At 72.2% G+C, this 26,072-nt stretch carries 20 protein-coding genes; 11 read left to right on the forward strand and 9 right to left on the reverse strand.

What is annotated here, in order from left to right:
- Positions 1-18: 18 nt before the first annotated feature.
- Entirely contained in the window at positions 19-2,583 is a 2,565-nt protein-coding gene (locus ACZ58N_RS06635) for a serine/threonine-protein kinase (protein WP_471156339.1), read from the reverse strand.
- Between the two features lie 890 nt (positions 2,584-3,473).
- The gene (locus ACZ58N_RS06640; protein WP_471156341.1) at positions 3,474-5,180 is read right to left on the reverse strand and encodes a glycerol-3-phosphate dehydrogenase/oxidase; all 1,707 of its coding nucleotides are present in this window, start codon (positions 5,178-5,180) and stop codon (positions 3,474-3,476) included.
- A gap of 268 nt (positions 5,181-5,448) precedes the next feature.
- Here ACZ58N_RS06640 and ACZ58N_RS06645 point away from each other — a divergent pair, with 268 nt between their 5' ends.
- From ACZ58N_RS06645 to ACZ58N_RS06660, 4 genes are all read left to right on the forward strand, one after another.
- On the forward strand, positions 5,449-6,678 hold the full coding sequence (locus ACZ58N_RS06645; RefSeq protein ID WP_471156343.1) for a nucleotide sugar dehydrogenase: 1,230 nt from the start codon (positions 5,449-5,451) through the stop codon (positions 6,676-6,678).
- A gap of 191 nt (positions 6,679-6,869) precedes the next feature.
- On the forward strand, positions 6,870-7,358 hold the full coding sequence (locus ACZ58N_RS06650) for a hypothetical protein (RefSeq protein WP_471156345.1): 489 nt from the start codon (positions 6,870-6,872) through the stop codon (positions 7,356-7,358).
- A gap of 163 nt (positions 7,359-7,521) precedes the next feature.
- Positions 7,522-8,490, forward strand: a complete 969-nt coding sequence (locus ACZ58N_RS06655; protein ID WP_471156347.1) for a hypothetical protein — start codon at positions 7,522-7,524, stop codon at positions 8,488-8,490.
- A 10-nt stretch (positions 8,491-8,500) separates the two neighbouring features.
- Complete coding sequence (locus ACZ58N_RS06660; RefSeq protein WP_471156348.1) at positions 8,501-10,270, forward strand: M16 family metallopeptidase; 1,770 nt, start codon at positions 8,501-8,503, stop codon at positions 10,268-10,270.
- A gap of 70 nt (positions 10,271-10,340) precedes the next feature.
- Here the strand turns inward: ACZ58N_RS06660 and ACZ58N_RS06665 are convergent, their stop codons facing one another.
- The 4 genes from ACZ58N_RS06665 to ACZ58N_RS06680 form a co-directional block, all read right to left on the reverse strand.
- Positions 10,341-11,465: a GuaB3 family IMP dehydrogenase-related protein gene (locus tag ACZ58N_RS06665; protein WP_471156351.1), complete on the reverse strand. Its 1,125-nt coding sequence runs from the start codon at positions 11,463-11,465 to the stop codon at positions 10,341-10,343.
- A 157-nt stretch (positions 11,466-11,622) separates the two neighbouring features.
- Complete coding sequence (gene guaB / locus ACZ58N_RS06670; RefSeq protein WP_471156354.1) at positions 11,623-13,131, reverse strand: IMP dehydrogenase; 1,509 nt, start codon at positions 13,129-13,131, stop codon at positions 11,623-11,625.
- 131 nt (positions 13,132-13,262) lie between these two features.
- On the reverse strand, positions 13,263-13,892 hold the full coding sequence (locus tag ACZ58N_RS06675; protein ID WP_471156356.1) for a sigma-70 family RNA polymerase sigma factor: 630 nt from the start codon (positions 13,890-13,892) through the stop codon (positions 13,263-13,265).
- A 392-nt stretch (positions 13,893-14,284) separates the two neighbouring features.
- Complete coding sequence (locus ACZ58N_RS06680; RefSeq protein ID WP_003948568.1) at positions 14,285-14,896, reverse strand: response regulator transcription factor; 612 nt, start codon at positions 14,894-14,896, stop codon at positions 14,285-14,287.
- Positions 14,897-15,275: 379 nt separating this feature from the next.
- Between ACZ58N_RS06680 and ACZ58N_RS06685 the strand changes: the two genes are divergently transcribed.
- On the forward strand, positions 15,276-15,602 hold the full coding sequence (locus ACZ58N_RS06685) for a WhiB family transcriptional regulator (RefSeq protein ID WP_471156358.1): 327 nt from the start codon (positions 15,276-15,278) through the stop codon (positions 15,600-15,602).
- Positions 15,603-15,739: 137 nt separating this feature from the next.
- Here ACZ58N_RS06685 and ACZ58N_RS06690 read toward each other — a convergent pair whose 3' ends face one another.
- Positions 15,740-16,639 (reverse strand): LysR family transcriptional regulator, encoded by a 900-nt coding sequence (locus ACZ58N_RS06690; protein WP_471156360.1) that lies wholly within the window; start codon positions 16,637-16,639, stop codon positions 15,740-15,742.
- A gap of 182 nt (positions 16,640-16,821) precedes the next feature.
- On the opposite strand from ACZ58N_RS06690, the gene ACZ58N_RS06695 reads away from it, so the two are divergent.
- Positions 16,822-17,595 carry an SDR family NAD(P)-dependent oxidoreductase gene (locus ACZ58N_RS06695; RefSeq protein WP_281204266.1) on the forward strand — a complete coding sequence of 258 codons (774 nt, stop codon included), beginning with the start codon at positions 16,822-16,824 and terminating at the stop codon, positions 17,593-17,595.
- A gap of 85 nt (positions 17,596-17,680) precedes the next feature.
- On the forward strand, positions 17,681-18,394 hold the full coding sequence (locus tag ACZ58N_RS06700; RefSeq protein WP_471156363.1) for an ester cyclase: 714 nt from the start codon (positions 17,681-17,683) through the stop codon (positions 18,392-18,394).
- Between the two features lie 68 nt (positions 18,395-18,462).
- Here ACZ58N_RS06700 and groL read toward each other — a convergent pair whose 3' ends face one another.
- Together groL and groES are read right to left on the reverse strand one after the other, a co-directional pair.
- Complete coding sequence (groL, locus tag ACZ58N_RS06705) at positions 18,463-20,091, reverse strand: chaperonin GroEL (RefSeq protein WP_471156365.1); 1,629 nt, start codon at positions 20,089-20,091, stop codon at positions 18,463-18,465.
- 132 nt (positions 20,092-20,223) lie between these two features.
- Entirely contained in the window at positions 20,224-20,532 is a 309-nt protein-coding gene (gene groES, locus ACZ58N_RS06710; protein WP_055418319.1) for a co-chaperone GroES, read from the reverse strand.
- 487 nt (positions 20,533-21,019) lie between these two features.
- On the opposite strand from groES, the gene ACZ58N_RS06715 reads away from it, so the two are divergent.
- From ACZ58N_RS06715 to ACZ58N_RS06730, 4 genes are all read left to right on the forward strand, one after another.
- A complete protein-coding gene (locus ACZ58N_RS06715) occupies positions 21,020-21,700 on the forward strand; it encodes a response regulator transcription factor (RefSeq protein ID WP_471156367.1) in 681 nt (226 codons plus the stop codon).
- Positions 21,693-23,189, forward strand: a complete 1,497-nt coding sequence (locus tag ACZ58N_RS06720; protein ID WP_471156370.1) for a sensor histidine kinase — start codon at positions 21,693-21,695, stop codon at positions 23,187-23,189. Before ACZ58N_RS06715 ends, ACZ58N_RS06720 begins: the two co-directional genes overlap by 8 nt.
- Before the next feature lie 121 nt (positions 23,190-23,310).
- Positions 23,311-24,552, forward strand: a complete 1,242-nt coding sequence (locus tag ACZ58N_RS06725; RefSeq protein ID WP_471156373.1) for an LCP family protein — start codon at positions 23,311-23,313, stop codon at positions 24,550-24,552.
- Complete coding sequence (locus ACZ58N_RS06730) at positions 24,540-25,952, forward strand: FtsW/RodA/SpoVE family cell cycle protein (RefSeq protein WP_471156376.1); 1,413 nt, start codon at positions 24,540-24,542, stop codon at positions 25,950-25,952. Before ACZ58N_RS06725 ends, ACZ58N_RS06730 begins: the two co-directional genes overlap by 13 nt.
- Positions 25,953-26,072 lie beyond the last annotated feature (120 nt).

The following is a 26,072-nucleotide window of genomic DNA, read 5'->3' on the forward strand; positions in this document are numbered from 1 at the left end:
CGGGCCTGGCAAGGCTCGTCAGCCGAGCACCTGGAAGGTCTCGAACGCCGTGTTGCGCATCTGGGTGCATTCGGCACCGTCCCACTGGTCGGCGGCGCAGCTGATCATGATGGCGTAGCCGTGCTTCGCGTCCACCTTGAAGCCCCGGTTGAGGACCCGGACCTTGACGCCCTGCTGCTCGCGCTCGAACTCCCAGTCGGCGACGGTCGGGTAGCCGCGGTAGTCCACCGTGTCCAGGCGCAGGAGGCGGTAGCCCTTGCTGCTGCCCGCCACGGCGGGGGCGAGCTTGGCCCAGGCGAGACGGGCGTCGTCGCTCGGCTTGGCGCCGAAGTCGACCTGGATCCGGGGGAAGCCCCCGTCGCGGCTGAAGATGCCGCCCGAGTCCTCGCCTGCGGTGCCGGTCTGGTGGAAGCCCTCGGGCATCGCCATCGAGAACCGGAACCGGGGCTCCGACACCATGGCGTACCCGGCGGGCAGCCCGCCGGGGCCCCCCGGACCGGTGCCCTGGCCCTGACCTTGACCTTGACCCTGGTTCTGGCCCTGGCCCTGGCCCTGGTTCTGTCCCTGGTTCTGTCCCTGGTTCTGTCCCTGGCCGGGGTCCTGCCCCTGGCCGGAGTCCGCGCTCGCGCCGCCGGCGGGGCTGCCGTCGGTCCCCGGCGCGGGAGGACTCACGGCAGGACTCCCGGGGGTGGTGCCGCCCGCGCCCGCGCCGGGTGACGCGCCGGGCGTCGGGGTACCGGAGGAGACCGGACCCGTACCGCCCTGCCCCTGGTCCTTGCGGTCGCCGTCGTCGTCCCCCCGGACCGCCCACGCGATGAGCGAGCCGATCACGGCGAGGACCACGACGACGCCGACTATCGCGAGCACGATGGTGCGGCGCGACATCACGTCGGTGAGCGACGCCGGCGCGGAAGCGGGCCGGGTCGCCGGGGCCTCGGCCGCGGAAGCCGCGGAGGCGGTCGCCGCGGCCTCGGCGGCAGCGGCCTTGCGGGCGGACTTCAGCGCGGCGCGGGTCCGGTCGCGCTGTTCGCGCTCACGCCGGTCGCGTTCCTTCTTGGCGGCCTTCTCCGCGGCCTTCTCGGCCGCCTTCTCGGCTGCCGTGTCCGGCACGATGAGGGAGATCGCACGCGTCTCCTCCACGGCCGGCGGGGACACCGGGGCGGGCTCGGGCTCGGGAGCGTTGAGCACCGAGGTGAGCATCGTGCGGGCCTGATCGTCACCGAGCCGCAGGGCCGGGTCCTTGACCAGCAGGCCGTAGATGACCTCGGTCAACAGCGGCCCGGCGTTCTTCGGCGGGTCGACCGCTTCGGTCATCACCGCGGTCAGCGTGGCGAGGGCGGAGCCCTTGTCGTACGGGGGCACGCCCTCGACCGCCGCGTACAGCAGGCCACCGAGGGACCACATGTCGGCGGGCGGGCCCGGCTTCTGACCGCGGGCGCGCTCGGGCGAGATGTACGAGGGGGCGCCCACGAGCATGCCGGTGGACGTGATGGACGGGTCGCCCTCGACCTGCGCGATGCCGAAGTCCGTCAGGACGACACGACCGGTGCCGGCGATGAGCACGTTGGACGGCTTCACGTCGCGGTGCAGGATCCCCTGCTGGTGCGCGGCGCGCAGTACGTCGAGCACCGCGAGCCCGACCTCGGCGGCGCGGCGCGGGGTGAGGGGGCCGTTCTCCCGGATGAACTCGGCGAGGGAGGAGCCCTCGACGAGCTCCATGACGATCCAGGGACGGGCGTCCTCGTCGACCACGTCGAAGACGGTGACGGCGCCGGCGCTGCGGATGCGGGCGATCGCCTTGGCCTCGCGCAGGGTCCGGGTGATGAGGCGGCGCTTCTCGTCCTCGTCGACGCCGCTGCCGAACCGGAGTTCCTTGACGGCGACGGTCCGGCCGAGGACCTCGTCCTCGGCGCGCCACACGGTGCCCATGCCGCCCTTGCCGAGCACGGCGCCCAGCCGGTACCGGCCGGCGAGCAGGCGGCCCTGGTCCTTGCCGTCGCCCTGGCCGGGCGCGGGCGGGAAGGCGGTGGTCCGCACCGTGCCGGTCGGCCGCCGCACACCGTCGTCCCCGAGGGGCTTCGCGGCGGGCTTCACGTCCGCGGCCTCGACCCCGGCAGCGGCCGGCGCGGGCTCGGCGGGCTTCGACTTCGGCTTCGGGGCCTCGGCCTCGACGTCGACGTCGGGCTTCGACTTCGCCGACCCGGCGGCAGGCACCACGTCCGCGGCTTCGGCCTTGGCAGCAGCCGGCGCGGCGTCCGCGGGCTCGGCGGACTTCGAGGTCGCGGGCTCGGAACCGGCCTCGGCCGACGCGCCGGCAGGCGGTGCAGCGGCCTTGGCGAAGTTCAGCTTCGTGGAAGGGGAAGCGGCACCGGTGGCGGAAGCGGCACCGGCCTGCGCGGCGGGCTTCACGTCACCGTCGTCGTCGGGTGCGGCGTCGGCGTCCTCCGTGCCCGTGGCGACGGCCGACTTCGCGCCTCCGTCCCCGCCGGCCGGCTCCACGGCATCGGCATCGCCCTCGCCGGCGACGCCCGCACCGGCACCGGCACCGGCACCGGCAGACGCTGCGTCAGCGGACTCCGTCACCGGTGTATCGGACTGGTCGGGTCGGTCGGACTCGTCGGGCTCGCCGGCAACGGTCCCGGCGGCAACCGGAGTCGGCTTCGCCCCGACCCCCGCCCTCGTCCCGCTCGGCTTCTTCGTCGGGGGTACGGACCCACCGGATCCAGCCACGGGCACGTCGGCCGCAGCCGCCTCCACGTCCGGCTTCCCGTCGGGCTTCGCGTCCGACGTCCCCTCCGGCCGCGCGTCCGCGGCGGGCGACCCGGTCGTACGCGGCTTCGTCCTGGCGGGCCCGGCCTTGGAGGCACTCGGCTTCGTCCCACCCGCGCCGGCACGGGCCTTGGCCGTACCCGGCTTTCCGTCCCGCGCAACGGCCTTGGCGACGACCGGCGTCGCGTCCCCGCCCTCGGTCGCGTCGCCGGAAACAGCCGGCCGCCCGGCCTCGGAGCCCACCACGTCCGGGCCGCTCGACGCCGACTTCGGCGTCGATGCGTGAGCCGGAGTCGGAGCCGGAGTTGCAGCCGCAGCCGCAGTCGGAGCCGCAGCCGGCTTCCGCTTGGCCGTCGACGAGCCGGCCGGTTTACGACCCCCGGCACCCGATCCGGATCGGGACCTGGGCGCGGGCACGGTCTTCGCCGCCTCGGGCTTCGTGTCCTGAGGGGACGCGCTCGCGGACGGCACCGCCGAAGACGCCGCCTCGTCCGCGCCATCCCGCTTCGCCGCAGGCGCCCCGGCGGGCGCCTCGGTGTGCTCCGGCTTCGACATGCGTCCCCTCTGCGATCGTGCAGCCTGCCCCGGCTGCCCCGGCAGCCGCCGGGGGGCACGATAACCCGCCCCGGCAGAAACCTCATTGTTGCTCACTCCGCAACGGACGGGCGCCCCGGGTCTGCGGTTCCGCCTTCCGCATCGCGGAGTTACAACGGAACGATGTCGGGCGCCCCCAGCCGCGCCGCGTCCGCCGTCTGGTCGTCGGGCTGACGCTGCGACTCCCGTTCCGCCTGTACCCGCTTCTCGTAGTGCTCCACTTCCTTCTCGACCTGTTGCTTGTCCCACCCCAGCACCGGAGCCATCAATTCCGCACACTCCCGCGCGGCCCGCGTCCCCCGGTCGAAGGTCTCGATGGAGATGCGGGTCCGCCGCGTCAGCACGTCGTCCAGATGCCGCGCCCCCTCGTGCGAGGCCGCGTAGACGATTTCGGCCCGCAGGTAGTCGTCCGCCCCGGACACCGGCTCGCCGAGTCCGGGATCCTTCGCGATGAGGTCGAGCAGTTCCTCCGTCAGCGAGCCGAACCGGTTCAACAGGTGTTCCACCCGCACCACGTGAAGACCCGTCCGGGCGGCCGTGCGGGCGCGGGCGTTCCACAGGGCCCGGTAGCCCTCCGCCCCCACGAGCGGCACGTCCTCGGTGACGCAAGCCGCGACCCGCTGGTCCAGCCCGTGCACCGCCTCGTCGACGGCGTCCTTCGCCATGACCCGGTACGTCGTGTACTTGCCGCCCGCCACCACCACGAGTCCCGGCACCGGATGGGCCACCGTGTGCTCGCGCGAGAGCTTGCTCGTCGCGTCCGACTCCCCGGCCAGCAAAGGCCGCAGGCCCGCGTAGACGCCCTGGACGTCATCGCGCGTCAGGGGGACGGCCAGGACCGTGTTCACGTGCTCCAACAGGTAGTCGATGTCCGCGCTGGACGCGGCCGGATGCGCCTTGTCGAGGTCCCAGTCCGTGTCCGTGGTCCCCACGATCCAGTGGCGTCCCCACGGGATGACGAACAGCACCGACTTCTCGGTCCGCAGGATCAGGCCCGTGCTCGAATGGATCCGGTCCTTCGGTACGACCAGGTGGATCCCCTTCGAGGCCCGGACGTGGAACTGGCCGCGCTCGCCGATCAGCGCCTGCGTGTCGTCCGTCCACACCCCGGTGGCGTTGACGACCTGCTTCGCGCGGATCTCGTACTCGGCACCGCCCTCCACGTCCTGCACGCGCGCGCCGACGACCCGTTCGCCCTCGCGCAGGAAGCCGACCACCCTCGCCCGGTTGGCGCAGTGCGCCCCGTACGCGGAGGCCGTCCGCACCAGCGTCGCGACGTAGCGCGCGTCGTCCATCTGGGCGTCGTAGTACTGCAGGGCGCCGACCAGGGCGTCCTTGCGCAGGGCCGGGGCGATGCGCAGCGCCCGGGTGCGCGACAGGTGCCGGTGGGTGGGCAGGCCGCGGCCGTGGCCGCTGGAGAAGGACATGGCGTCGTAGAGGGCGACGCCCGAGCCCGCGTAGAAGCGCTCCCAGCCCTTGTGCTGGAGCGGGTAGAGGAACGGGACGGGTTTGACCAGGTGCGGGGCGAGCCGCTCCAGCAGCAGGCCGCGTTCCTTCAGTGCCTCCCGGACGAGGGCGAAGTCGAGCATCTCCAGGTAGCGGAGTCCGCCGTGGATGAGCTTGCTCGACCTGCTCGACGTGCCGGAGGCCCAGTCCCTCGCATCCACCAGACCGGTCGACAGGCCCCTGGTCACGGCGTCCAGCGCGGTGCCGGCGCCGACCACGCCCGCGCCCACGACCAGGACGTCCAGCTCCCGTTCGGCCATCCGGGCGAGCGCCTCGGCGCGCTGTGCCGGTCCCAGTGTCGCTGTCCTCACGGCTGCCTCCCGTTGGTGCGGGCCGTACCCGCTCGGCGCGGGCGGTGCCGCCCACGTCCCCCGTTCAAGATTGTGACCGTCCACGTCCACATCAGCCACCGCCTGTGGACAACACAACGGCGACCACCACCCCAGAATGCGACATTTCTGTCATATATACGCCTAGTCTGACATAGCGCCAGCTCCTGTCGGGCTCGGGACCCCCGTTGTCCACCGGACGAGCAAGCACCGCCCCCTCACGTCAGGGAAAGGGAAGGGACGGCCCCCCATGCCCGCAGATCTCGCCGTCATCGGACTCGGCCACCTCGGCCTCCCCCTCGCCCAGGCGGCCGTCGCCGCCGGAATCGAGACCGTCGGCTACGACAGCGGTCCGGCCACGGACAGCACCCTCACCGCCGCCGAGATCCGCCGGATGTCGGCGGCCGGCTTCCGCATCACCACCAATCCCGCCGAGCTCGGCCGGGTCCGTACCGCCGTCATCTGTGCCCCTACCCAGCTCGGCGCCGATCGTGCACTCGACCTCTCCGCGGTCGGGGAGGCGGGCCGTACGCTCGCCGCCCGACTGCGCCCGCACACCACCGTGATCCTGGAGTCCGCCGCCCATCCCGGCGTCACCGACGAGTACCTGAGGCCGATCCTCGAAGAGGGCTCCGGGCTGCGCGCCGGCCGCGACTTCCACCTGGCCTACTCCCCCAGTCGGCTCGACCCGGGCAACCGCAGGCACGGCATCGCCAACACCCCCAAGGTCATCGGCGGCCTCACCCCCGCGTGCACCGAGTCCGCGCACGCCTTCTACGCCCGGCTCACCGAGAAGGTCGTCCGCGCCCGCGGCCTGCGCGAGGCCGAGACCGTGCAGCTGCTGGAGACCAACTACCGGCACGTGAACATCGCCCTCATGAACGAGATGGCGGTCCTGTGCCACGACCTCGGCGTCGACCTGTGGGACGTCATCCGCTGCGCCGAGACGAAGCCCTACGGATTCCAGGCCTTCCGGCCCGGCCCGGGCGTCGGCGGCCACGGCGTCCCCCTCGACCCCAACTACCTCCCCCACACCACCCGCACCCCCGGTCACCCCCTGCGCATGGTCGGTCTGGCCCAGGAGATCAACAACCGGATGCCGCAGTACGTCATCCAGCGCTCGGCCACCCTGCTGAACGAGCACGGCAAGTCCGCCCGCGGCGCCCGGGTGCTGCTCCTCGGGGTCACATACAAGCAGGACCTCGCCGACCAGGAGGGATCCCCGGCCCGCGAGATCGCCAGCCGGCTCATCGACCTGGGGGCCCTGATCAGCTACCACGACCCGTACATCACCGGCTGGCGGGTCCGGGACCGGCCCGTGCCCCGGGCCGAGTCGCTGTACGAGGCGGCCGCCGACGCCGACCTGACGATCCTGCTCCAGCACCACCGTACGTACGACCTCCAGGGCCTCGCGGTGAAGGCCCAGCTGCTCCTGGACACTCGCGGCGCCAGCCCGGCGGGGGCCGCCCACCGCCTCTGACCCGACGGGACGGCGATCCGTTCAGATCACGACCCGATCCCTATCCGGTCACGTCCCGCCCCAACTCGGTCAGGCGAACGAAATACCCCCGTGCGGTGTCAGTGCTCCCTGTTAGCCTGCGGCGTCGCTTATCACGCGCTTATGACCGAAGGCCCCACGCGCGTACGAATCCCTGGGGGGGGATTTCCGAAATGATCCAGACCTACCGGACGCCCGCGTCCGCAACCCGCGCCACCGCGCCGACCGCCTCGACCGCCGCCCTGGCGATCCCGGTCCGGCGCGGGACCGGACTCGGCCTGGCCGCCGCGTTCGCCGCCGCCCTCGTCGGGGCCGGCGCCTACGGCGCCATCGGCTGGTCCATCGACCGCCAGGCGAGCTACGCGGCCGTCGCCGTCGGCCTCCTCGTGGGCCTCGCCGCGGGCAAGGCCGGCGGGCGCGGCCCGCTGCTGCCCGCGGCGGCGGCCGTCCTCTCGCTCGGCGCCCTGCACCTCGGACAGCTGCTCTTCATCGCGCTCGTCATCGCCGACGTCAACGCGGCGGGCCTGATCGCGGTGATCGGCGACCAGGGCCTCGGCGGCCTCTTCGGCATCTGGCAGAAATCGGCGGAGGTGACCGACTACGCCTTCCCGGTGATCGGCGCCGCCGTCGCCTTCGGAGCGGCCACGAAGGCCGGCGGCTGACCCGGCCACGTACCCGGTCGGCCCGGTCGGCCCGCACGGCCGGGCCGGGTCGACCCGCACCTCCGACCCACCACGCCGAACAGGCACGACGGGATCGGGTCGGTCACGTGAGGGCGAGGAAACGCCTGTCGGAACCGGCGGCCGTGATCATATGATCCGCCCCGTGTCTGCTCCCACGCCGCCGATCGGCCGGCCGCTCCTCGATCCCACCGAGCACTTCCCGGCCCTGGCCTCGCTGCGCTCCGCCGTGCAAGCCGGGAGCACGGAGGCGGTCCGTACCGCCTTCGCCCCGCTCACCGACGAGGACGACCGCGCCCTCGCCTCCTCCGTCGTCGCCGGGACGCCCGGCTGCGAGCCCTTCCTCCGGAAGGCGGCGGCCGAAGACCCCGACGACCCGCTGCCGCGCAGCCTGCTCGCCGACCGGATGATCCGGGTCGGTTGGGAGATCCGTACGAACCACAGGGCCAAGCACGTCAGCGCGCAGCAGTTCGAGGGGCTCCACGCGCACCTGCGGCAGGCGGAGATCCTGCTCATCGACGTGTGCGCCGCCCACCCCCGGTACGCCCTCGCCTGGTACCTGCGCCTGATCACCGCGCGCGGGCTGGAGCTGGGCGGCGGCGAGGCCCGCCGCCGGTACGACCGCCTCGCCGAGCACCACCCGCACCACTACTCCGGCCAGACCCAGTTCCTCCAGCAGCTCTGCCCCAAGTGGGGCGGCGACTGGGACACCGCCCACGCCTTCGCGCACGACCGCGCCCTGGCCGCGCCCGAGGGCGCCCCGAACGGCGCGCTCGTCGCCGTCGCGCAGTTGGAGCAGTACCTCGACCTGGCGGAGAAGCAGAACAAGGCCGCCGCGGAAACGTATCTCCGGGCGCCCGAACAGCGCACCGCCGTCCTGGAGGCCGCGGCCCGGTCCGTACTGCACCCCGCCGCCCGACCGGACGCCCACCAGTCCGTGGCCGCGCACAACGCCTTCGCCGCCGTCCACGGCGCCGCCGGCCGGCACGCCGAGGCCGCCCCGCACTTTCGTGCCCTCGGCGACCGGGCGACCGAGTTCCCGTGGGGCTACGTGGGCGCCGACCACGCCACCGCTTTCGCACGCCACCGCAAGACCGCGCTGGCCAAGGGCTGAGGAGCCCACCATGACCACCGAATCCCCGTCCGCCGTCACCGCCGCCACGGACCCCACCGGCACGACGGGCACCGCCGCCGACCTCACCCCCGACGGCATCACGCACACCACCGTCGGCGGCATCCGCACCGTCCTCGCACCCGGTTCCGGGCCCGTCACCGCCGGCCTGCTCTTCCGCGTGGGACGAGCCGACGAGACCCTCTCCACCAGCGGGATCACCCACCTCGTCGAACACCTCGCCCTGCACCGGCACGGCATGGGCGACCTGCACTACAACGGCGCCACGTCCACCACCCACACCCACTTCCACGTCACGGGCAGCCCCGCCGACGTCGTCGAGTACCTCAACGGGGTCTGCGCGGCCCTGCGCGATCTGCCCCTGGACCGGCTGGAGACCGAGAAGGACATCCTTCGCACCGAGGCCGCCGGCCGCGCCAACGGCCCGGCCCAGGGCATGGCCCCCTGGCGCTACGGCGCCCGCGGCTACGGACTGGCCGGCTTCGGCGAGGCCGGCCTGGGCCGGCTCACGGCCGCCAACGTCCGCGACTGGGCGCGCACCCGGTTCACCGCCGAGAACGCGGTGCTGTGGATGACCACCGACACCGTCCCCGAGGGCCTCGACCTGACCTTGCCGACGGGCACCTGGCACCCCGCCCCCGAGCCCACCTCGGCCCTGCCCACCACCCCCGCCCACTTCGTCGGCGGCGACGGCGGGATGGTGCTGACCTCGGTGATCCCCCGGTCCGCCGCCGCCGTCCTGTTCACCGAGGTGCTCGGCAAGCAGTTGTTCCGCGACCTGCGGCAGAAGGGCGGCTACTCCTACACGGCCACCGCCGACTACCAGCCGCGCGACGCCGACCACGCCACGGTCACCGCCTACGCCGACGCCCTGCCGCAGCAACAGGACGCGATGGTCGGCGCGTTCGTCGACGTCCTCGCCGCCCTGCGGGCCGGCCGCGTCGAACAGGCCGAGCTGGACTCCGTACGTGCCGCCGCCCTCGCGCGCGCCGACGTCCCCGAGCCGGCCGTGGCCGCGCTGCCCTCCCGGGCCCTGAACCTGCTGCTGCGCCACCCGACCCCCACCTTCGCCGAGGCGCGCGCCGAACTGGAGGCCGTCACCGTCGCAGACCTCGGCCGGATCGCCCGCGAGGTGTGGGCCGGCGCCCTCATCGACGTCCCCACCCGGGGCCTGGAGTGGGCCGGTACGACCGCCGCGCCCACCTGCTCCGAGGCCGTGGTCACCGGACCGCGCTGGTCCGCCCGGGACGACCGCCGCAACGCCCTGATCGTGGGCCGCGACGGCATCAGCCTGGTCGGTCCCGACACGCAGATCACCGTCCGCTACGCCGACTGCGTCCTGCTGCACTCCTTCCCGGACGGCGGGCGCCACCTGGTCGGCGCCGACGGCTTCACCCTCGCCGTGGAGCCCACCCTGTTCGGGATCACCGCCGCCGAACTGGCCCACCTGGACGCGGGCGTCCCGCCCGCCTCGGTGGTGCGCATGCCGGCCCGCACCCCGGACCGCATCCCGCAACCCCGGACCCCGAAGCCGGCCGGACCGGCGCCGCGCAAGGCCTGGCTCACCGCGGTGATGTGGCTGCTCGGCATCCCCGGACTGCTCATCGGCGCCTCGTCCGCCATCGTCACCCTCGCCCTGATCTCCGACGGAACGGGCGACTCCACCGACTGGCTGGTCCTCGCCTGCATCTGGATCGTCGCCTCGGTGTTCCTGATCCCCTGGGGCGTCTGCCTGCGCCGCCGCCGCAACGGCCTGGGCTGACCCCGCGCACGCCGGAGGGCCGGCACCCCGCTCGGGTGCCGGCCCTCCGGTACGCGTACGACCCGTGGGGTCAGCGGCGGTGCTGCGAGTCCGCGACGGTGACCTCGACCCGCTGGAACTCCTTGAGCTCGCTGTAGCCGGTGGTGGCCATCGAGCGGCGCAGCGCGCCGAAGATGTTCATCGAACCGTCCGGGGTGTGCGACGGGCCGGTGAGGATCTCCTCGGTGGTGCCGACCGTACCGAGGTCGACCTTCTTGCCGCGCGGCACGTCCTCGTGGACGGCCTCCATGCCCCAGTGGTGGCCCTTGCCGGGCGCGTCGGTGGCACGGGCCAGCGGGGAGCCCATCATCACGGCGTCGGCGCCGCAGGCGACGGCCTTCGGGATGTCGCCGGACCAGCCCACGCCGCCGTCGGCGATGACGTGCACGTAACGGCCGCCGGACTCGTCCATGTAGTCGCGGCGGGCCGCGGCCACGTCCGCGACGGCGGTCGCCATCGGGACCTGGATGCCGAGCACGTTGCGCGTGGTGTGCGCGGCGCCGCCGCCGAAGCCGACCAGGACGCCCGCGGCGCCGGTGCGCATCAGGTGCAGGGCCGCGGTGTAGGTGGCGCAGCCGCCCACGATGACCGGCACGTCGAGCTCGTAGATGAACTGCTTGAGGTTCAGCGGCTCGGCGGCGCCCGACACGTGCTCGGCGGAGACCGTGGTGCCGCGGATCACGAAGATGTCCACGCCCGCGTCGACGACGGCCTTGGAGAACTCGGCGGTGCGCTGCGGGGAGAGCGCGGCGGCGGTGACGACGCCCGCGTCGCGCACCTCCTTGATGCGCCGGCGGATCAGGTCGGCCTGGATCGGAGCGGAGTAGATCTCCTGGAGGCGGCGGGTGGCCGTCTCCTCGTCCAGCCCGGTGATCTCGTCCAGCAGCGGCTGCGGGTCCTCGTGGCGGGTCCACAGACCTTCGAGGTTCAGCACGCCGAGGCCGCCGAGCTCGCCGATGCGGATCGCGGTCTGCGGGGAGACGACCGAGTCCATGGGGGCGGCCAGGAACGGGAGCTCGAAGCGGTACGCGTCGATCTGCCAGGCGATCGAGACCTCCTTCGGGTCCCGGGTACGCCGGCTCGGGACGATGGCGATGTCGTCGAACGCGTACGCCCTGCGGCCGCGCTTGCCGCGCCCGATCTCGATCTCAGTCACGTGTGGTGGCCTTTCCTCTGGGTCTGCCCGTCCAGTATCCCCGACGGGCGCGGGACTGCGTTTCGGTGACCGCTGTACGGACGTACGCGGCCGTGCCCGGGCACGGCGAAGGGGCGGACCCGGCGCTCCGCCGGGTCCGCCCCTCACCTCACGCGTTTCAGCCCTTGCGGCTGTAGTTCGGCGCTTCGACCGTCATCTGGATGTCGTGCGGGTGGCTCTCCTTGAGGCCCGCCGAGGTGATCCGGACGAACCGGCCCCGGTCCTGCAGCTCGGGAACGGTACGGCCGCCGACGTAGAACATCGACTGGCGCAGACCGCCGACGAGCTGGTGCACGACCGCCGACAGGGGGCCGCGGTAGGGGACCTGGCCCTCGATGCCCTCGGGGATCAGCTTGTCGTCGCCGCCGACCCCTTCCTGGAAGTAGCGGTCCTTGGAGAAGGACTTGCGGTCGCCGCGGGACTGCATCGCGCCGAGCGAGCCCATGCCCCGGTAGGACTTGAACTGCTTGCCGTTGATGAAGAGCAGTTCGCCCGGGGACTCCTCGCAGCCGGCGAGCAGCGAACCGAGCATCACCGTGTCGGCGCCCGCGACGAGCGCCTTGGCGATGTCGCCGGAGTACTGCAGGCCGCCGTCGCCGATGACGGGGACGCCCGCGGCCTTGGCGGCCAGCGAGGCCTCGTGGATCGCGGTGACCTGCGGGACGCCGATGCCGGCGACGACGCGGGTGGTGCAGATGGAGCCGGGGCCGACGCCGACCTTGATGCCGTCGCAGCCGGCGTCGATGAGGGCCTGGGCGCCGTCACGGGTGGCGATGTTGCCGCCGATGACGTCGACCGAGGAGTTCGACTTGATCTTGGAGACCATGTCGCCGACGAGACGGGAGTGGCCGTGGGCGGTGTCGACGACGATGAAGTCGGCGCCCGCCTCGATCAGGGCCTGGGCGCGCTCGTAGGCGTCCCCGGCGACCCCGACGGCCGCGCCGACCAGCAGCCGGCCGTCCTTGTCCTTGGCGGCGTTCGGGTACTTCTCGGCCTTGACGAAGTCCTTGACCGTGATGAGGCCCTTGAGGATGCCGGCGTCGTCCACCAGCGGAAGCTTCTCGATCTTGTGGCGGCGCAGTAGCTCCATGGCGTCCACGCCGGAGATCCCGACCTTGCCCGTGACCAGCGGCATCGGGGTCATGACCTCGCGCACCTGGCGGCTGCGGTCCGACTCGAAGGCCATGTCGCGGTTGGTGACGATGCCCAGCAGCCGGCCCGCCGGGTCGGTGACCGGGACGCCGGAGATCCGGAACTTCGCGCAGAGCTCGTCGGCCTCGCGCAGCGTGGCGTCCGGGTGCACGGTGATCGGGTCGGTGACCATGCCGGACTCGGAGCGCTTGACGAGGTCGACCTGGTTGGCCTGGTCGGCGATCGACAGGTTGCGGTGCAGGACCCCGACGCCGCCCTGACGGGCCATCGCGATGGCCATGCGGGCCTCGGTGACCTTGTCCATGGCGGCCGACAGCAGCGGAACGTTCACGCGGACGTTGCGCGAGATGAGGGAGGAGGTGTCGATCGCGTCGGGCGACATGTCCGACGCGCCCGGCAGCAGCAGCACGTCGTCATAGGTCAGTCCGAGCGTGGCGAATTTGTCGGGCACTCCAGTCGAACCGCTGTCAGTCATGACACCTTCCCAAATGGTCTTGCTCATCGCGGATGTCCATGCTAACGGGATCCCGAAGCGTCTCATTCCACGACCAAGACCAAGGAGAATTTTCGTCGTTTCCTACGATGAAATCATGGGAGCGGACGGGCTCACTGCTCGGCGAGCGCCCGGAGCCTGCTGAGCGCCCGGTGCTGGGCGACCCGCACCGCGCCCGGGGACATCCCGAGCATCTGCCCGGTCTCCTCGGCGGTCAGTCCGACGGCCACCCGCAGGACGAGCAGCTCGCGCTGGTTCTCGGGCAGGTTGGCGAGCAGCTTCTTGGCCCAGGCGGCGTCGCTGCTGAGCAGGGCGCGCTCCTCGGGACCGAGCGAGTCGTCCGGGCGCTCCGGCATCTCGTCGGAGGGCACGGCCGTGCTGCCGGGGTGGCGCATCGCGGCCCGCTGGAGGTCGGCGACCTTGTGGGCGGCGATGGCGAAGACGAACGCCTCGAACGGGCGACCGGTGTCCCGGTAGCGGGGCAGGGCCATCAGGACGGCCACGCAGACCTCCTGCGCCAGGTCCTCCACGAAGTGACGGGCGTCACCCGGGAGCCTGGACAGGCGGGTCCGGCAGTAGCGGATGGCGAGGGGGTGCACGAAGGCGAGCAGGTCGTGCGTGGCCTGCTCGTCGCCGTCGACGGCCCGCCGCACGAGCGCGCTGACGGCCCCGGCACTGCCGCTCTTGGCGGCGCCGTTCGGGCCGGTGGCCGCGGGGGACCCCAGGGCCTCGTCGTCGCGCATCGATCCATGGTGCCTTGGCGCCGAAGGATTCGCGGCACCGCGGTCCGTGTTGTGCGTCGAAGCGTTATGCGGAGCGTTGGGAGCGGGTGCGCCGGAAGTCATCTCCTGCACCCTCCCCTCCGCTCGGCCCGAATCTTCCCCGAGAACTGCACGTCTCCAAGAATGCGGCACACCTCAAGCATGCGGCATCGCGCCCGAAGCGACACGTCCCCTTGATTGTGCCCCGCCAATCCCCGGGCGTGCACCGGGTTCGGCGGGACAAGGGCGGCACGCGGCTCCGCCGTCGCGGGGCACCCTCTCGGGCACACCGTCCGGGGGGCTGCCGGGAAGCGCCGCCCCGTCCGCCGGTGGCGGACGGGACCGCTCGCGGCGGCCGACCCCGGGGCCCGCCGTCAGCGGACGAGGCCCCAACGGAATCCGAGCGCCACGGCGTGCGCCCGGTCGGAGGCGCCGAGCTTCTTGAACAGCCTGCGGGCGTGGGTCTTGACCGTGTCCTCGGAGAGGAAGAGCTCTCGCCCGATCTCCGCGTTGGACCGGCCGTGGCTCATGCCTTCCAGCACCTGGATCTCGCGTGCGGTGAGGGTGGGCGCCGCGCCCATCTCCGCCGAGCGCAGCCGGCGCGGGGCCAGCCTCCAGGTGGGGTCGGCGAGGGCCTGGGTGACCGTGGCCCGCAGTTCGGCGCGCGAGGCGTCCTTGTGCAGGTAGCCGCGGGCGCCGGCGGCGACCGCGAGGGCCACGCCGTCCAGGTCCTCCGCGACCGTCAGCATGATGATGCGGGCGCCGGGGTCGGCCGAGAGGAGTCGGCGGACCGTCTCGACACCGCCGAGACCGGGCATCCGGACATCCATCAGGATGAGGTCCGATCGGTCGGCACCCCAGCGGCGGAGGACTTCCTCGCCGTTGGCCGCCGTCGTCACACGCTCGACGCCGGGCACGGTGGCAACCGCGCGACGGAGCGCCTCTCGGGCAAGCGGGGAATCGTCGCAGACGAGGACGGATGTCATGACCGCCCTCCGCAGCTGCTGATGCGCGTCACCTTGAGCCTCCAGGCTGGTACGTATCGTCACCTGTGCGGTCGATATCCCCGGACACCTGTCCGAGAACTTCTTGGTTCAACCGCCTTCGCACTCTCAACGATGGTCACTCGAAAGAGTTACGGGTCGGACGGACACCTTCGGCACCCTACGTGAGGAAGCGATCACGGTGGTGGAGGCGCGTGCCGCGTGTCCTCCATCTGGAGCTATGCCCTATTTGGCGGCTTTCCTTCCGTTTGGCACATGTCTGACGCTAGATTCCCAATGAGTCATATTTACATCTACTCCGACAGTAGGTGTGGAGACATGGACCGTACCCGCCTCAGTACCGGCACCAAGAGGACTACCAATGGCAGATTTCTCCCGCCTCCCCGGACCGAACGCCGACCTGTGGGACTGGCAGCTCCTCGCTGCCTGTCGCGGGGTCGACAGCTCCCTGTTCTTCCATCCGGAAGGCGAGCGGGGCGCGGCCAGGAGCGCGCGCGAGGCCTCGGCTAAAGAGGTCTGCATGAGATGCCCGGTGCGTGCGGAATGCGCCGCGCACGCACTCGCCGTCCGTGAGCCCTACGGGGTGTGGGGCGGCCTGACCGAGGACGAACGCGAGGAGCTGATGGGCCGCGCACGGCACCGCCTCATCCCGGCATCCAGCGCGATCGGGCCGACCGCACCCAACTGACACGCACGACCGACCCGCACGCCGAAGCAACCGAAGGAACGTTTCCTCGGATCCGTCGCCCCGCAGTGTCACGGGTCGACGGGTCCGACGGGCCACCGGGCCCGGGGCGTCACGCGTCCGGCCGTACCGCCGTACGGTCAGCGCGTGGCGGCCCGCGCCAGCTCGCCCAGGGTCGCCGCGACGGCCGGCACCCGCGCGAGGTCCGGCAGCGTCAGGGCCACGACCTCCCGCTCGACGGCCGGCTCCACGGCCAGGGTGCTGACGCCCTTGGCGCGTACGGACTCGACCGCCAGCTCCGGCAGCACCGCGACGCCGAGCCCGGCGCCGACCAGGCCCACCACGGCCGGGTAGTCATCGGTGGCGAAGTCGATCCGCGGGGTGAAGCCGACCCCCTCGCACACCTCGACGAGGTGGCGGCGGCAGCGCGGGCAGCCCGCGATCCACGGCTCGTCCGCCAGCTCGGCCATGCCCACCCGCTCGGCGCCCGCCAGCCGGTGCCCCTCCGGGACCAACCCGACGAGGCGGTCGGTGAGCAGCGGCGTGACGACGAGGTCCTCCCACTCGGACGCGGAACCGGCCGCCCCGCCGTAACGGAAGGCCAGCGCCAGGTCGCAGTCGCCCTCGCGCAACATCTCGACCGACCTGGGAGGTTCGGCCTCGACCAGCGAGATCCGGGTGCCCGGGTGAGCGGCGCGCATGGCCGCGAGCGCGGTCGGCACCAGCGTGGAACTGCCGCTGGGGAAGGACACCAGCCGGACCCGTCCGGCACGCAGGCCGGCGATGGCCGCGACCTCCTCCTCGGCCGCGGTGAGCCCGGCCAGGATCCCTGCGGCGTGCCGCACCAGGGCCTCGCCCGCCTGCGTCAGGCGCATCTCGCGGCCCGTGCGGATCAGCAGCGGGGTGCCCGCCGACTGTTCGAGGGCCTTCATCTGTTGGGAGACGGCGGGCTGGGTGCAGCCGAGCTCGCGCGCGGCGGCGGAGAAGGAGCCGGTCCCGGCGACGGCGCGCAGGACCCGGAGATGACGTGCCTCTATCACCCCTTGAGCATAAGCCCGACTTTGACCGTGCCGCGCTTACCGGGATCCTGCTTTGAGCCCGCCGGGTCGGGCATGGCCGCATCCACACCGCGCGGGCACGGTCGGTGGCGGATCGCGGGCGGGCCCGGACACCGACCCCGCCCCGCAGGACACCCCCTGACCCGGGCGGCTAGGTTGCGCCTATGACGACTGCGTTGATTACGGGATCCACGGCGGGCATCGGCGCCGCCTTCGCCCGCCGGCTCGCCGCCCAGGGCCACAACCTCGTGCTGGTGGCTCGCGACACCAAGCGGCTGGCCGAGCAGGCCACCGAACTGCACGACCGGCACGGCATCGAGGCCGAGGTGCTGGCCGCGGACCTCTCCACCGAGGAGGGCATCGCGGCCGTCGAGACCCGTCTGGAGGACCGGACGCACCCGGTGGACCTGCTGGTCAACAACGCCGGCTTCGGCAACAAGGGCCGCTACCTCGAAGTGTCCATGGCCGACGAGCTGACCATGATCAAGGTGCACATCGAGGCGGTGCTGCGGCTGACCTCGGCGGCGACCGCGTCGATGCGCTCGCGCGGTCGCGGCGGCGTCATCAACGTGGCCTCCGTGGCGGCGTTCGTCCCGCGCGGCACCTACGGCGCCAGCAAGGCCTGGGTCGTGCAGTTCACGCAGGGCGCGGCCAAGGACCTGGCGGGTTCCGGGGTGCGGCTGATGGCCCTGTGCCCCGGCTTCGTGCGGACCGAGTTCCACGAGCGGGCCGGCATGGGCACCGACAACATCCCGAGCTGGCTGTGGCTGGACGCCGACAAGCTGGTGGCCGCCGCACTGGCCGACCTGGCCCGGGGCCGGACCGTGTCGATCCCGGACCCGCGGTACAAGGCGCTGATGGGCGTGGTGAAGCTGACGCCCCGCGGGCTGCTCGGCGGGGTGTCGTCCCGCACGGGCCGCAAGTACGGGCCGCAGTGACCCGTTCAGCCCGTTCATAAACCGGCTAAACGGGTGAAATCTCCCTAAACTGGACGTGTCCCGATCCGGCCTGGGAGGCGACGCGATGACATTCGTACAGGTGATCGATTACGAAACCCGACGGTTCGCCGAGATGAACGCGCTGATCGACCGCTGGGCGGAGCAGAGCAGCGGCAGGCGCACGGCGACGCGCGCGATGCTCGGCCAGGACCGCGAGGCGCGGAACCACTACGTGGACATGGTGGAGTTCGCCTCGTACGAGGAGGCCATGGCGAACTCCCACCTCCCCGAGACCGAGCGGATGTTCCAGGAGATGGTGGCGCTGTGCGAGGGCATGCCGAAGTTCATGAACCTCGACGTGGTCCGCGACCAGCACCTCAACAAGCGGCTCGTCGAGCGGGTGTTCCAGGAAGCCGTCATGGGCGGGGACATGGGCGTCCTCGACGAGTGCGTCGCGGCGAACTACATCGGCCACGACATCGGCAAGGAGGAGTCCACCGTCATCGGACGGGAGGGCATGCGCGCCGACGTCCAAACCTGGCGCGGGGCCTTCGACATGACCTTCGAGCCGATGGCCCGACTGGCCGAGGGCGACCTGGTCACGACGGTGTGGAACTGGCGCGGGACCCACGACAAGGGCCCGTTCATGGGGGTCGCCCCGACCGGCAGGACGTACGAAATGTCGGGGAGCACCACGTTCCGGTGCACGGGCGGGGAGATCGTCGAGGGCTGGTGGCACTACAACCCCGGAGTCCTGCAGCAGCAGATGGGCGGATCCGCCGGCCCGTACGGATCCTGACGCCGCATCACGGGGAAGGCCCCGTCCCGCGACTGCGGGACGGGGCCTTCTCGGCGTGGTGCGTGCGATCAGTGGCTGTGGCCGTGACCGTGGCCGTGACCGGCGTCGGCCTCTTCCTCGGCCGGCTTCTCGACGACCAGGGTCTCGGTCGTGAGCAGCAGCGAGGCGATGGACGCGGCGTTCTCCAGCGCGGAACGGGTGACCTTGACCGGGTCGATGACGCCGGCCTTGACCAGGTCGCCGTACTCGCCGGTGGCGGCGTTGAAGCCCTGGCCCTTGTCGAGCTCGGCGACCTTCGAGGTGATGACGTAACCCTCAAGGCCGGCGTTCTCGGCGATCCAGCGCAGCGGCTCGACGGCGGCGCGGCGCACGACCGAGACGCCGGTGCCCTCGTCGCCGGTCAGGCCGAGGTTGCCCTCAAGGACCTTGACGGCGTGGACGAGCGCGGAGCCACCGCCGGAGACGATGCCCTCCTCGACCGCGGCGCGGGTCGCCGAGATGGCGTCCTCAAGGCGGTGCTTCTTCTCCTTGAGCTCCACCTCGGTGGCGGCGCCGACCTTGATGACGCAGACGCCACCGGCGAGCTTCGCCAGGCGCTCCTGCAGCTTCTCGCGGTCCCAGTCCGAGTCGGTGGACTCGATCTCGGCCTTGATCTGGTTGACGCGGCCCGCGACGTCGGCGGAGTTGCCACCACCGTCGACGATGGTCGTGTCGTCCTTGGAGACGGTCACGCGGCGCGCGGAGCCCAGGATGTCCAGACCGGCCTGGTCGAGCTTGAGGCCGACCTCCTCGGCGATGACGGTCGCACCGGTGAGGGTGGCGATGTCCTGGAGCATGGCCTTGCGGCGGTCACCGAAGCCCGGGGCCTTGACGGCGACCGCGTTGAAGGTGCCACGGATCTTGTTGACGACGAGGGTGGAGAGCGCCTCGCCCTCGACGTCCTCGGCGATGATCAGCAGCGGCTTGGAGGCGCCGGCCTGGATGACCTTCTCCAGCAGCGGCAGCAGGTCCTGGATCGAGGAGATCTTGCCCTGGTGGATCAGGATGTACGGGTCATCGAGGATGGCCTCCATACGCTCCTGGTCGGACACCATGTACGGCGACAGGTAGCCCTTGTCGAAGGCCATGCCCTCGGTGAATTCGAGCTCCAGGCCGAAGGCGTTGGACTCCTCGACGGTGATGACACCGTCCTTGCCGACCTTGTCCATCGCCTCGGCGATGAGCTCGCCGACCTGCGAGTCCTGCGCGGAGAGCGCGGCCACGGCGGCGATGTCGGACTTGTCCTCGATCGGGCGGGCGGTCGCGAGGAGCTCCTCGGACACGGCCTTGACCGCGGCGTCGATGCCCTTCTTCAGGGCGGCCGGGGAAGCACCCGCGGCGACGTTGCGCAGACCCTCGCGGACCAGCGCCTGGGCCAGCACGGTGGCGGTGGTGGTGCCGTCACCCGCGATGTCGTTGGTCTTGGTCGCCACCTCCTTCACGAGCTGCGCGCCCAGGTTCTCGTACGGGTCGTCCAGCTCGACCTCGCGGGCGATGGTGACACCGTCGTTGGTGATGGTCGGCGCGCCGAACTTCTTGTCGATGACGACGTTGCGGCCCTTGGGACCGATCGTCACCTTGACCGTGTCGGCAAGCTTGTTGACGCCGCGCTCCAGGGCACGACGGGCGTCCTCGTCAAACTTCAGAATCTTCGGCATGGGAGCGGTTCCGCCCTCTCGTTGCGATCCTCGGCCGCTCACCGCGACCGCATGGAAACGAACTACGCCCCTCGTCGCCCGGCATCAGCAGGGTGACCAGGGGCGCAGCTCACATCAAAACTGGAGAAGTGATTACTTCTCGACGATCGCGAGCACGTCGCGGGCCGAGAGGACGAGGTACTCCTCGCCGTTGTACTTCACTTCGGTGCCGCCGTACTTGGAGTACAGGACGACGTCGCCGACGGTGACGTCGAGCGGAAGACGGTTGCCGTCCTCGAAGCGACCGGGACCGACGGCAAGGACGACGCCCTCCTGGGGCTTCTCCTTCGCGGTGTCCGGAATGACCAGGCCAGAGGCCGTGGTCTGCTCGGCGTCGAGCGGCTGGACCACAATGCGGTCCTCAAGCGGCTTGATGGCAACCTTGGAGCTGGTGGTCGTCACGATCCGACCTCCCCCTTCGGAGATCCGGGGTTAACTGTCTGAGGTGGCGACCAGGTCGATCCGTCGTCGCGGGTGCCGGACCAGCCTGTCGCTGTGTTGGCACTCACCAGGGGTGAGTGCCAGGTGCGACACTATTCCGGCGATTAGCACTCGGTCAAGCGGAGTGCCAACACGCGCCGGCCGAGCCGTACGGATCAGGCCGCCCGAAGGGCGCTTCGGGGCCTGGTCACAGGGGTTCCGGCGAGGTGGCCCGACTCGACTTTTTCCGTGTACCCGCAGGTCGGCGACGCCTGCGAACCCGCCCACGAACACGCCGAGGGGACGGGCGGCGCCGCACGGCGGGCGGCATCGGCTTCGGACCTCCGGACTCGACCACCTCTCCACCGCGCGCACGGTCCGCGCCCCGGGGCGGGGCGGAGAACCCCCTCCGCGGCCCGGTCGACCACGCCCTGATGGGCGTTCCCGTCCGGTATGTGAGGCTTGAGCGGTGCGCATCCTGGTGGTCGAAGACGAAGAGAACCTGGCCGAATCCCTACGGCAGGGCCTGTCCGCCGACGGCCACCGCGTCGAGGTGGCCCACGACGGACACCGCGGCCTCGAACTGGCCCGCACCGGTGGCCCCTACGACGCCGTGGTCCTGGACCTGATGCTCCCGGGCCTCGACGGCCACGAGGTCTGCACCCGGATGCGCGCCCACGGCGACCCGACCCCCGTCCTGATGCTGACCGCCCGGGACGGGGAGCGCGACGAGGCCGACGGGCTCGACGCGGGCGCCGACGACTACCTCACCAAACCGTTCTCCTTCGTCGTGCTCGGCGCCCGCCTGCGGGCCCTCGCCCGGCGGGCCGCCGCCCCCGAGCCCACCGTGCTCCGGGTCGGGGACCTCGTCCTCGACCCGCAGGACCGGCGCTGCCGCCGCGGCACGCGGGACATCGAACTCACCGCCCGCGAACTGGGCGTCCTCGCCTGCCTGATGGAACGGCCCGGCCGGGCCGTCGCCAAGCAGGACATCCTCGACGAGGTCTGGGACGCCCCGCACGCCATCGACCCGAACATCGTGGAGGTGTACGTCTCCTCCCTGCGCAAGAAGATCGACGCGCCCTTCGGCCGCCGCTCCATCCTCACCGTCCACGGCACCGGCTACCGGATGGCGCCCGACGGTGGTTAGCAGCCTCCGGGCCCGCACCGCCGTGGCCGCCGCCCTCGCCATGACCGCCGTCCTGGCCGTCGGCGGGCTGTGGCTGCACGCCGTGCTGCGCGCCAACCTCCTCGACAACACCACCGGGCGCACCGAACTCGCCGCCCGGAAGGCCGCCGCCCAGTTCGACTCCCGGGCCGCGCCCCCCGGCGGGCGGCTGCCCGCGCCCGAGGGCGGGGTCGACCTGGTCCTCGTACGGGACGCGGCCGGCCGGACGGTCGCCGCGAGCGGTGACCCCAAGGACGCCCCGGACTTCGGCGCGCTGCTCCCCCGCCCCGGACCGGGCGACGACTCCCGTTCGACGGTCCTGCCCCCCGCCCACCCCGACGGCCAGCGCCGCGCGGTGGTGGTGGTCGCCACCTCCGGGGGCGGGGGCGGTGTGACTGCCGGAGGGGCCGGGGTCCCCGGGGAGCGCGCTCCGTACGCCGTCTACGCGATGACCGTGCTCGGCGACGTCGACGACGCCACCCGCGCCATCGCCGCCGGTCTGCTCGCCGGAGCGCCCCCGCTCGTCGCCTTCGCCGCCGCGCTGGCCTGGTGGGTCACCGGGCATGCCCTGCGTCCCGTCACCGCGATCCGTACCGGGCTGGCCTCCGTCACCGCGAGCGAGCTGGACCGGCGGGTGCCCGACCCCGGCGGCGCGGACGAGATCGCGCGGCTGGCCCGGACCGTAAACGACACCCTCGACCGGCTGGCACGCTCCGACGCGCGGCAGCGGCAGTTCACCGCCGACGCCTCCCACGAGCTGCGCAACCCACTCGCCGCCGTCCGCTCCCGACTGGAGGTCGCGCTGGCCATGGAGCGGCCCGACCGGGCCTCGGTGGCCGCCGCGCTGGCCGACACCGAACGGCTCCAGCGGATCGCCGCCGACCTCCTGCTGCTCGCCCGCCTCGACGGCGGCCCGGCGCCGCGCCCCGAGCCGGTCGACCTCGCGCTGTTGGCCGCCGAGGACGCGGCCCGCCGGCCCGCGCCCCGGGTGCCGCTGCGGCTGGAGGCGGGCACGCCCGTGGCGGCGTACGGGGACCCGGCCCGACTGGAACGGGCCCTGGCCAACCTGGTCGACAACGCCCTGCGCCATGCCGCCGGCGGGGTCGTCGTCCGGGCGCGGGCGTGCGGCGACTGGGCGGAGCTGGAGGTCGTCGACGACGGTCCGGGGATCCCGGACGCGGATCGGGCCCGGGTGTTCGAGCGGTTCGTACGGCTGGACGCGGATCGCGGCCGGGCCGGCGGCGGGACCGGCCTGGGCCTGGCCATCGCGCGGGAGATCGCCCGGGCGCACGGGGGCGACGTACGCGCCCTCCCGGCCCGGGACGGCGGTGCCCGACTCCGCCTGCGCGTCCCCGGCGCCGGTGGGGGCGGACGCGACGGCGGCTGCGATGACGGCTGCGACGGCGGTTTCGATGGGGAGGGGGAGGCCGATGGAAAGGCCCATGGGGATGGCGGCGGGCGGTCCCGGTAGCGGGTCGCCGATCCCGGCGGCCGGTCGCCGGTGGCCGTGGCCGGTCGCCAGTCGCCGTCGCCGGTCCGGTTGCCCCGGCCCTCAGGATTCCTTCAGCGGGTGTGCCCCAGCATCGGTGGGCATGAGCGCGCAACGGAGGAAGACCAGCCGCCGCCGCAGGCCCTCGCGACGCCGGATCGGCCGCACGCTGCTGATCACCGGCTGCGTGCTGACGGCGGTGGCGGGCGGCACCGCCTGGTACGTCTACCGGGACCTGGTGTCGAGCATCGGCAGCTCCAAGGCACTGGAGGGCGCCGAGAAGTCGACGCACGGCGACGTGAACGTCCTGCTCATGGGACTGGACAGCCGCCGCGACCAGAACGGCGACCCGCTGCCGGACGAGGTGCTCGACAAACTGCACGCGGGCAGCTCCGACATCGGCGGCTACAACGCGAACACCATGATCCTGCTGCACGTGCCCGCGGACGGCAGCCGGGCGAAGGCCTTCTCGATCCCGCGCGACGACTTCGTCGCGATACCCGGCCACGGCAAGGACAAGATCAAGAAGGCGTACGGGCTGGCCAAGGCCGCCAAGGAGGACCAGCTGTCGGCGCAGGGCGTCAAGGACCGGCGGCAGCTGGAGCAGGAGGGTCGGGAGGCGGGGCGCCGGGCACAGATCGACACCGTACGGAATTTCCTGGGCGTGCCGGTCGACCACTTCGCGGAGCTGAACCTGGCCGGGTTCTACCACCTCGCGGACGCCCTCGGCGGGGTCCCGGTGTGCCTGAACAAGCCGGTGAAGGACCGCTGGTCGGGGGCCGACTTCCCGGCGGGCCGGCAGCAGCTCGACGGCCGGCAGTCGCTGGCCTTCGTACGCCAGCGGCACGGCCTGGAGCGGGGCGACCTCGACCGGACGAAGCGGCAGCAGGCCTTCCTCGCGGGTGCCACGCAGAAACTGAACTCGGCGGGCACCTTCACGGATCCGGTGAAGCTGGTCAAACTGATCGACACGGCGAAGAAGGACGTCGTGACGGACTCCGGGTGGGACCTGCTGTCGTTCGTGAAGCAGGCGAAGAACCTGTCCGGGGGCAAAGTGCAATTCACGACACTCCCCATCGAAGGGTTCGGAAGGAACCATGGGGAGGACATCAACGTCGTAGATGATATGAAGATAAAGCGCCTCATAGCCGAGCAGATCGGTTCCCGGACCACTGCGACCTCCAGTGCGCCGGGCGCTTCGTCCTCATCCCCGTCCTCATCCCCGTCCTCATCCCCGTCATCGTCCTCACCGCCCGCGTCACCGCCGACGCGCGAGTCGCAGCCACAGGACTCGGAACCGCAGAAGGGCAGCATCGACGGCGGCGGCATCCCGTGCGTGGACTGAGGCCCCGCACGTCGGCGGGCCCCCGCCGACGCACCGAAGCGCTCCTGCTCGTCCTCGTCGTCGGCATCGCCGTCTTCGGCCACGTGAGCGCCGGCCTCGCCATGAACGGCGAGCTGCCGCAGCACCTGCCCAGCTTCGTCATCAGCATGAGCCTGCTGTCGCTCGTGGGACACCTGGGCATCAGGCGGTTCGCGGCGTACGCGGATCCCCTGATCTTCCCGCTGGCCATGCTGCTGACGGGGCTCGGGCTCGTGCTGATCCACCGGCTCGACCAGGGGTACATCGAGCGGTACAACTCGGACGCGAACGCGCCCGGCCAGCTGATGTGGACGGTGGTCGGCGTCGCCGCCTGCCTCCTCGTCGTGGCGCTGCTGCGCGACCACCGGCTGCTCCAGCGGTTCATCTACATCACGATGGCCGCCTCGCTGGTGCTGCTGATCGCGCCGGCGTTCTTCGGCGCGGACACGTACGGCGCGAAGCGGTGGATCAAGCTGTTCGGCTTCTCGCTCCAACCCGGCGAGTTCGTGAAGATCATGATCGCGGTCTTCTTCGCGGGCTACCTGGTCATCCACCGCGATTCGCTCGCGCTGACCGGCCGGAAGTTCCTCGGCATGCGGCTGCCGCCGATGCGCCAGCTCGGGCCGATCGTCACCGTGTGGATCGTGTCGATGCTGGTCCTGGTCTTCGAGCGCGACCTGGGCACCTCGCTGATCTTCTTCGGCGTCTTCGTCGTCATGCTGTACGTCGCCACCGAGCGCACCAGCTGGATCGTGTGCGGCCTGCTCATGGCCTCCGTGGGTGCCTTCGTCGTCGGCTCGACCGAGCCGCATGTGAAGGCCCGCGTGGCGGCCTGGCTGAACCCGCTCTCGTTCTACTGGGAGAACCGACCGCCCGGCGTCACCTCGGACCAGTCCGCCCAGGCCCTGTTCAGCTTCGGCACGGGCGGCATCTCGGGCACCGGCCTCGGGCAGGGCCACCCCGAGCTGATCGCCTTCGCGGGGCGCAGCGACTTCATCCTGACGACGGTGGGTGAGGAACTCGGCCTGGCCGGGGTCATGGCCGTCATCCTCCTCTACGCGCTCCTCGTGCAACGCGGGCTGCGGATGGCGCTGGCCGCGCGGGACCCGTTCGGCAAGCTCCTGGCGGTCGGCCTCGCCGCCGCGCTGGCGCTCCAGGTGTTCGTGGTCGCCGGCGGTGTCACGGGCCTGATCCCCCTGACCGGCAAGGCCCTGCCCTTCCTCGCGAAGGGCGGCTCGTCCCTCCTGGCCAACTGGATCATGATCGCCCTCCTGCTCCGCATCAGCGACAGCTCGGAACGCCAACGCGAGGCCGACACCCACGACCCGGCGGAAACGACGATCACCCCGATGGTGGGGGCGGGGGCGGGGGCCGGGATGTAGGCGGGAGCGGGTCGGGGGTGGGCGGGGTGCGGCTGGTCCGGATCAGGGAGGGTTTGATGGTTTCCCGCCGGTCTCATCGTCTCCCCGTGTCGGGCCGGTCCCTCAAGGGCGCTCCCTGCG

The sequence above is a fragment of the Streptomyces sp. NPDC040432 genome, assembly GCF_055595445.1.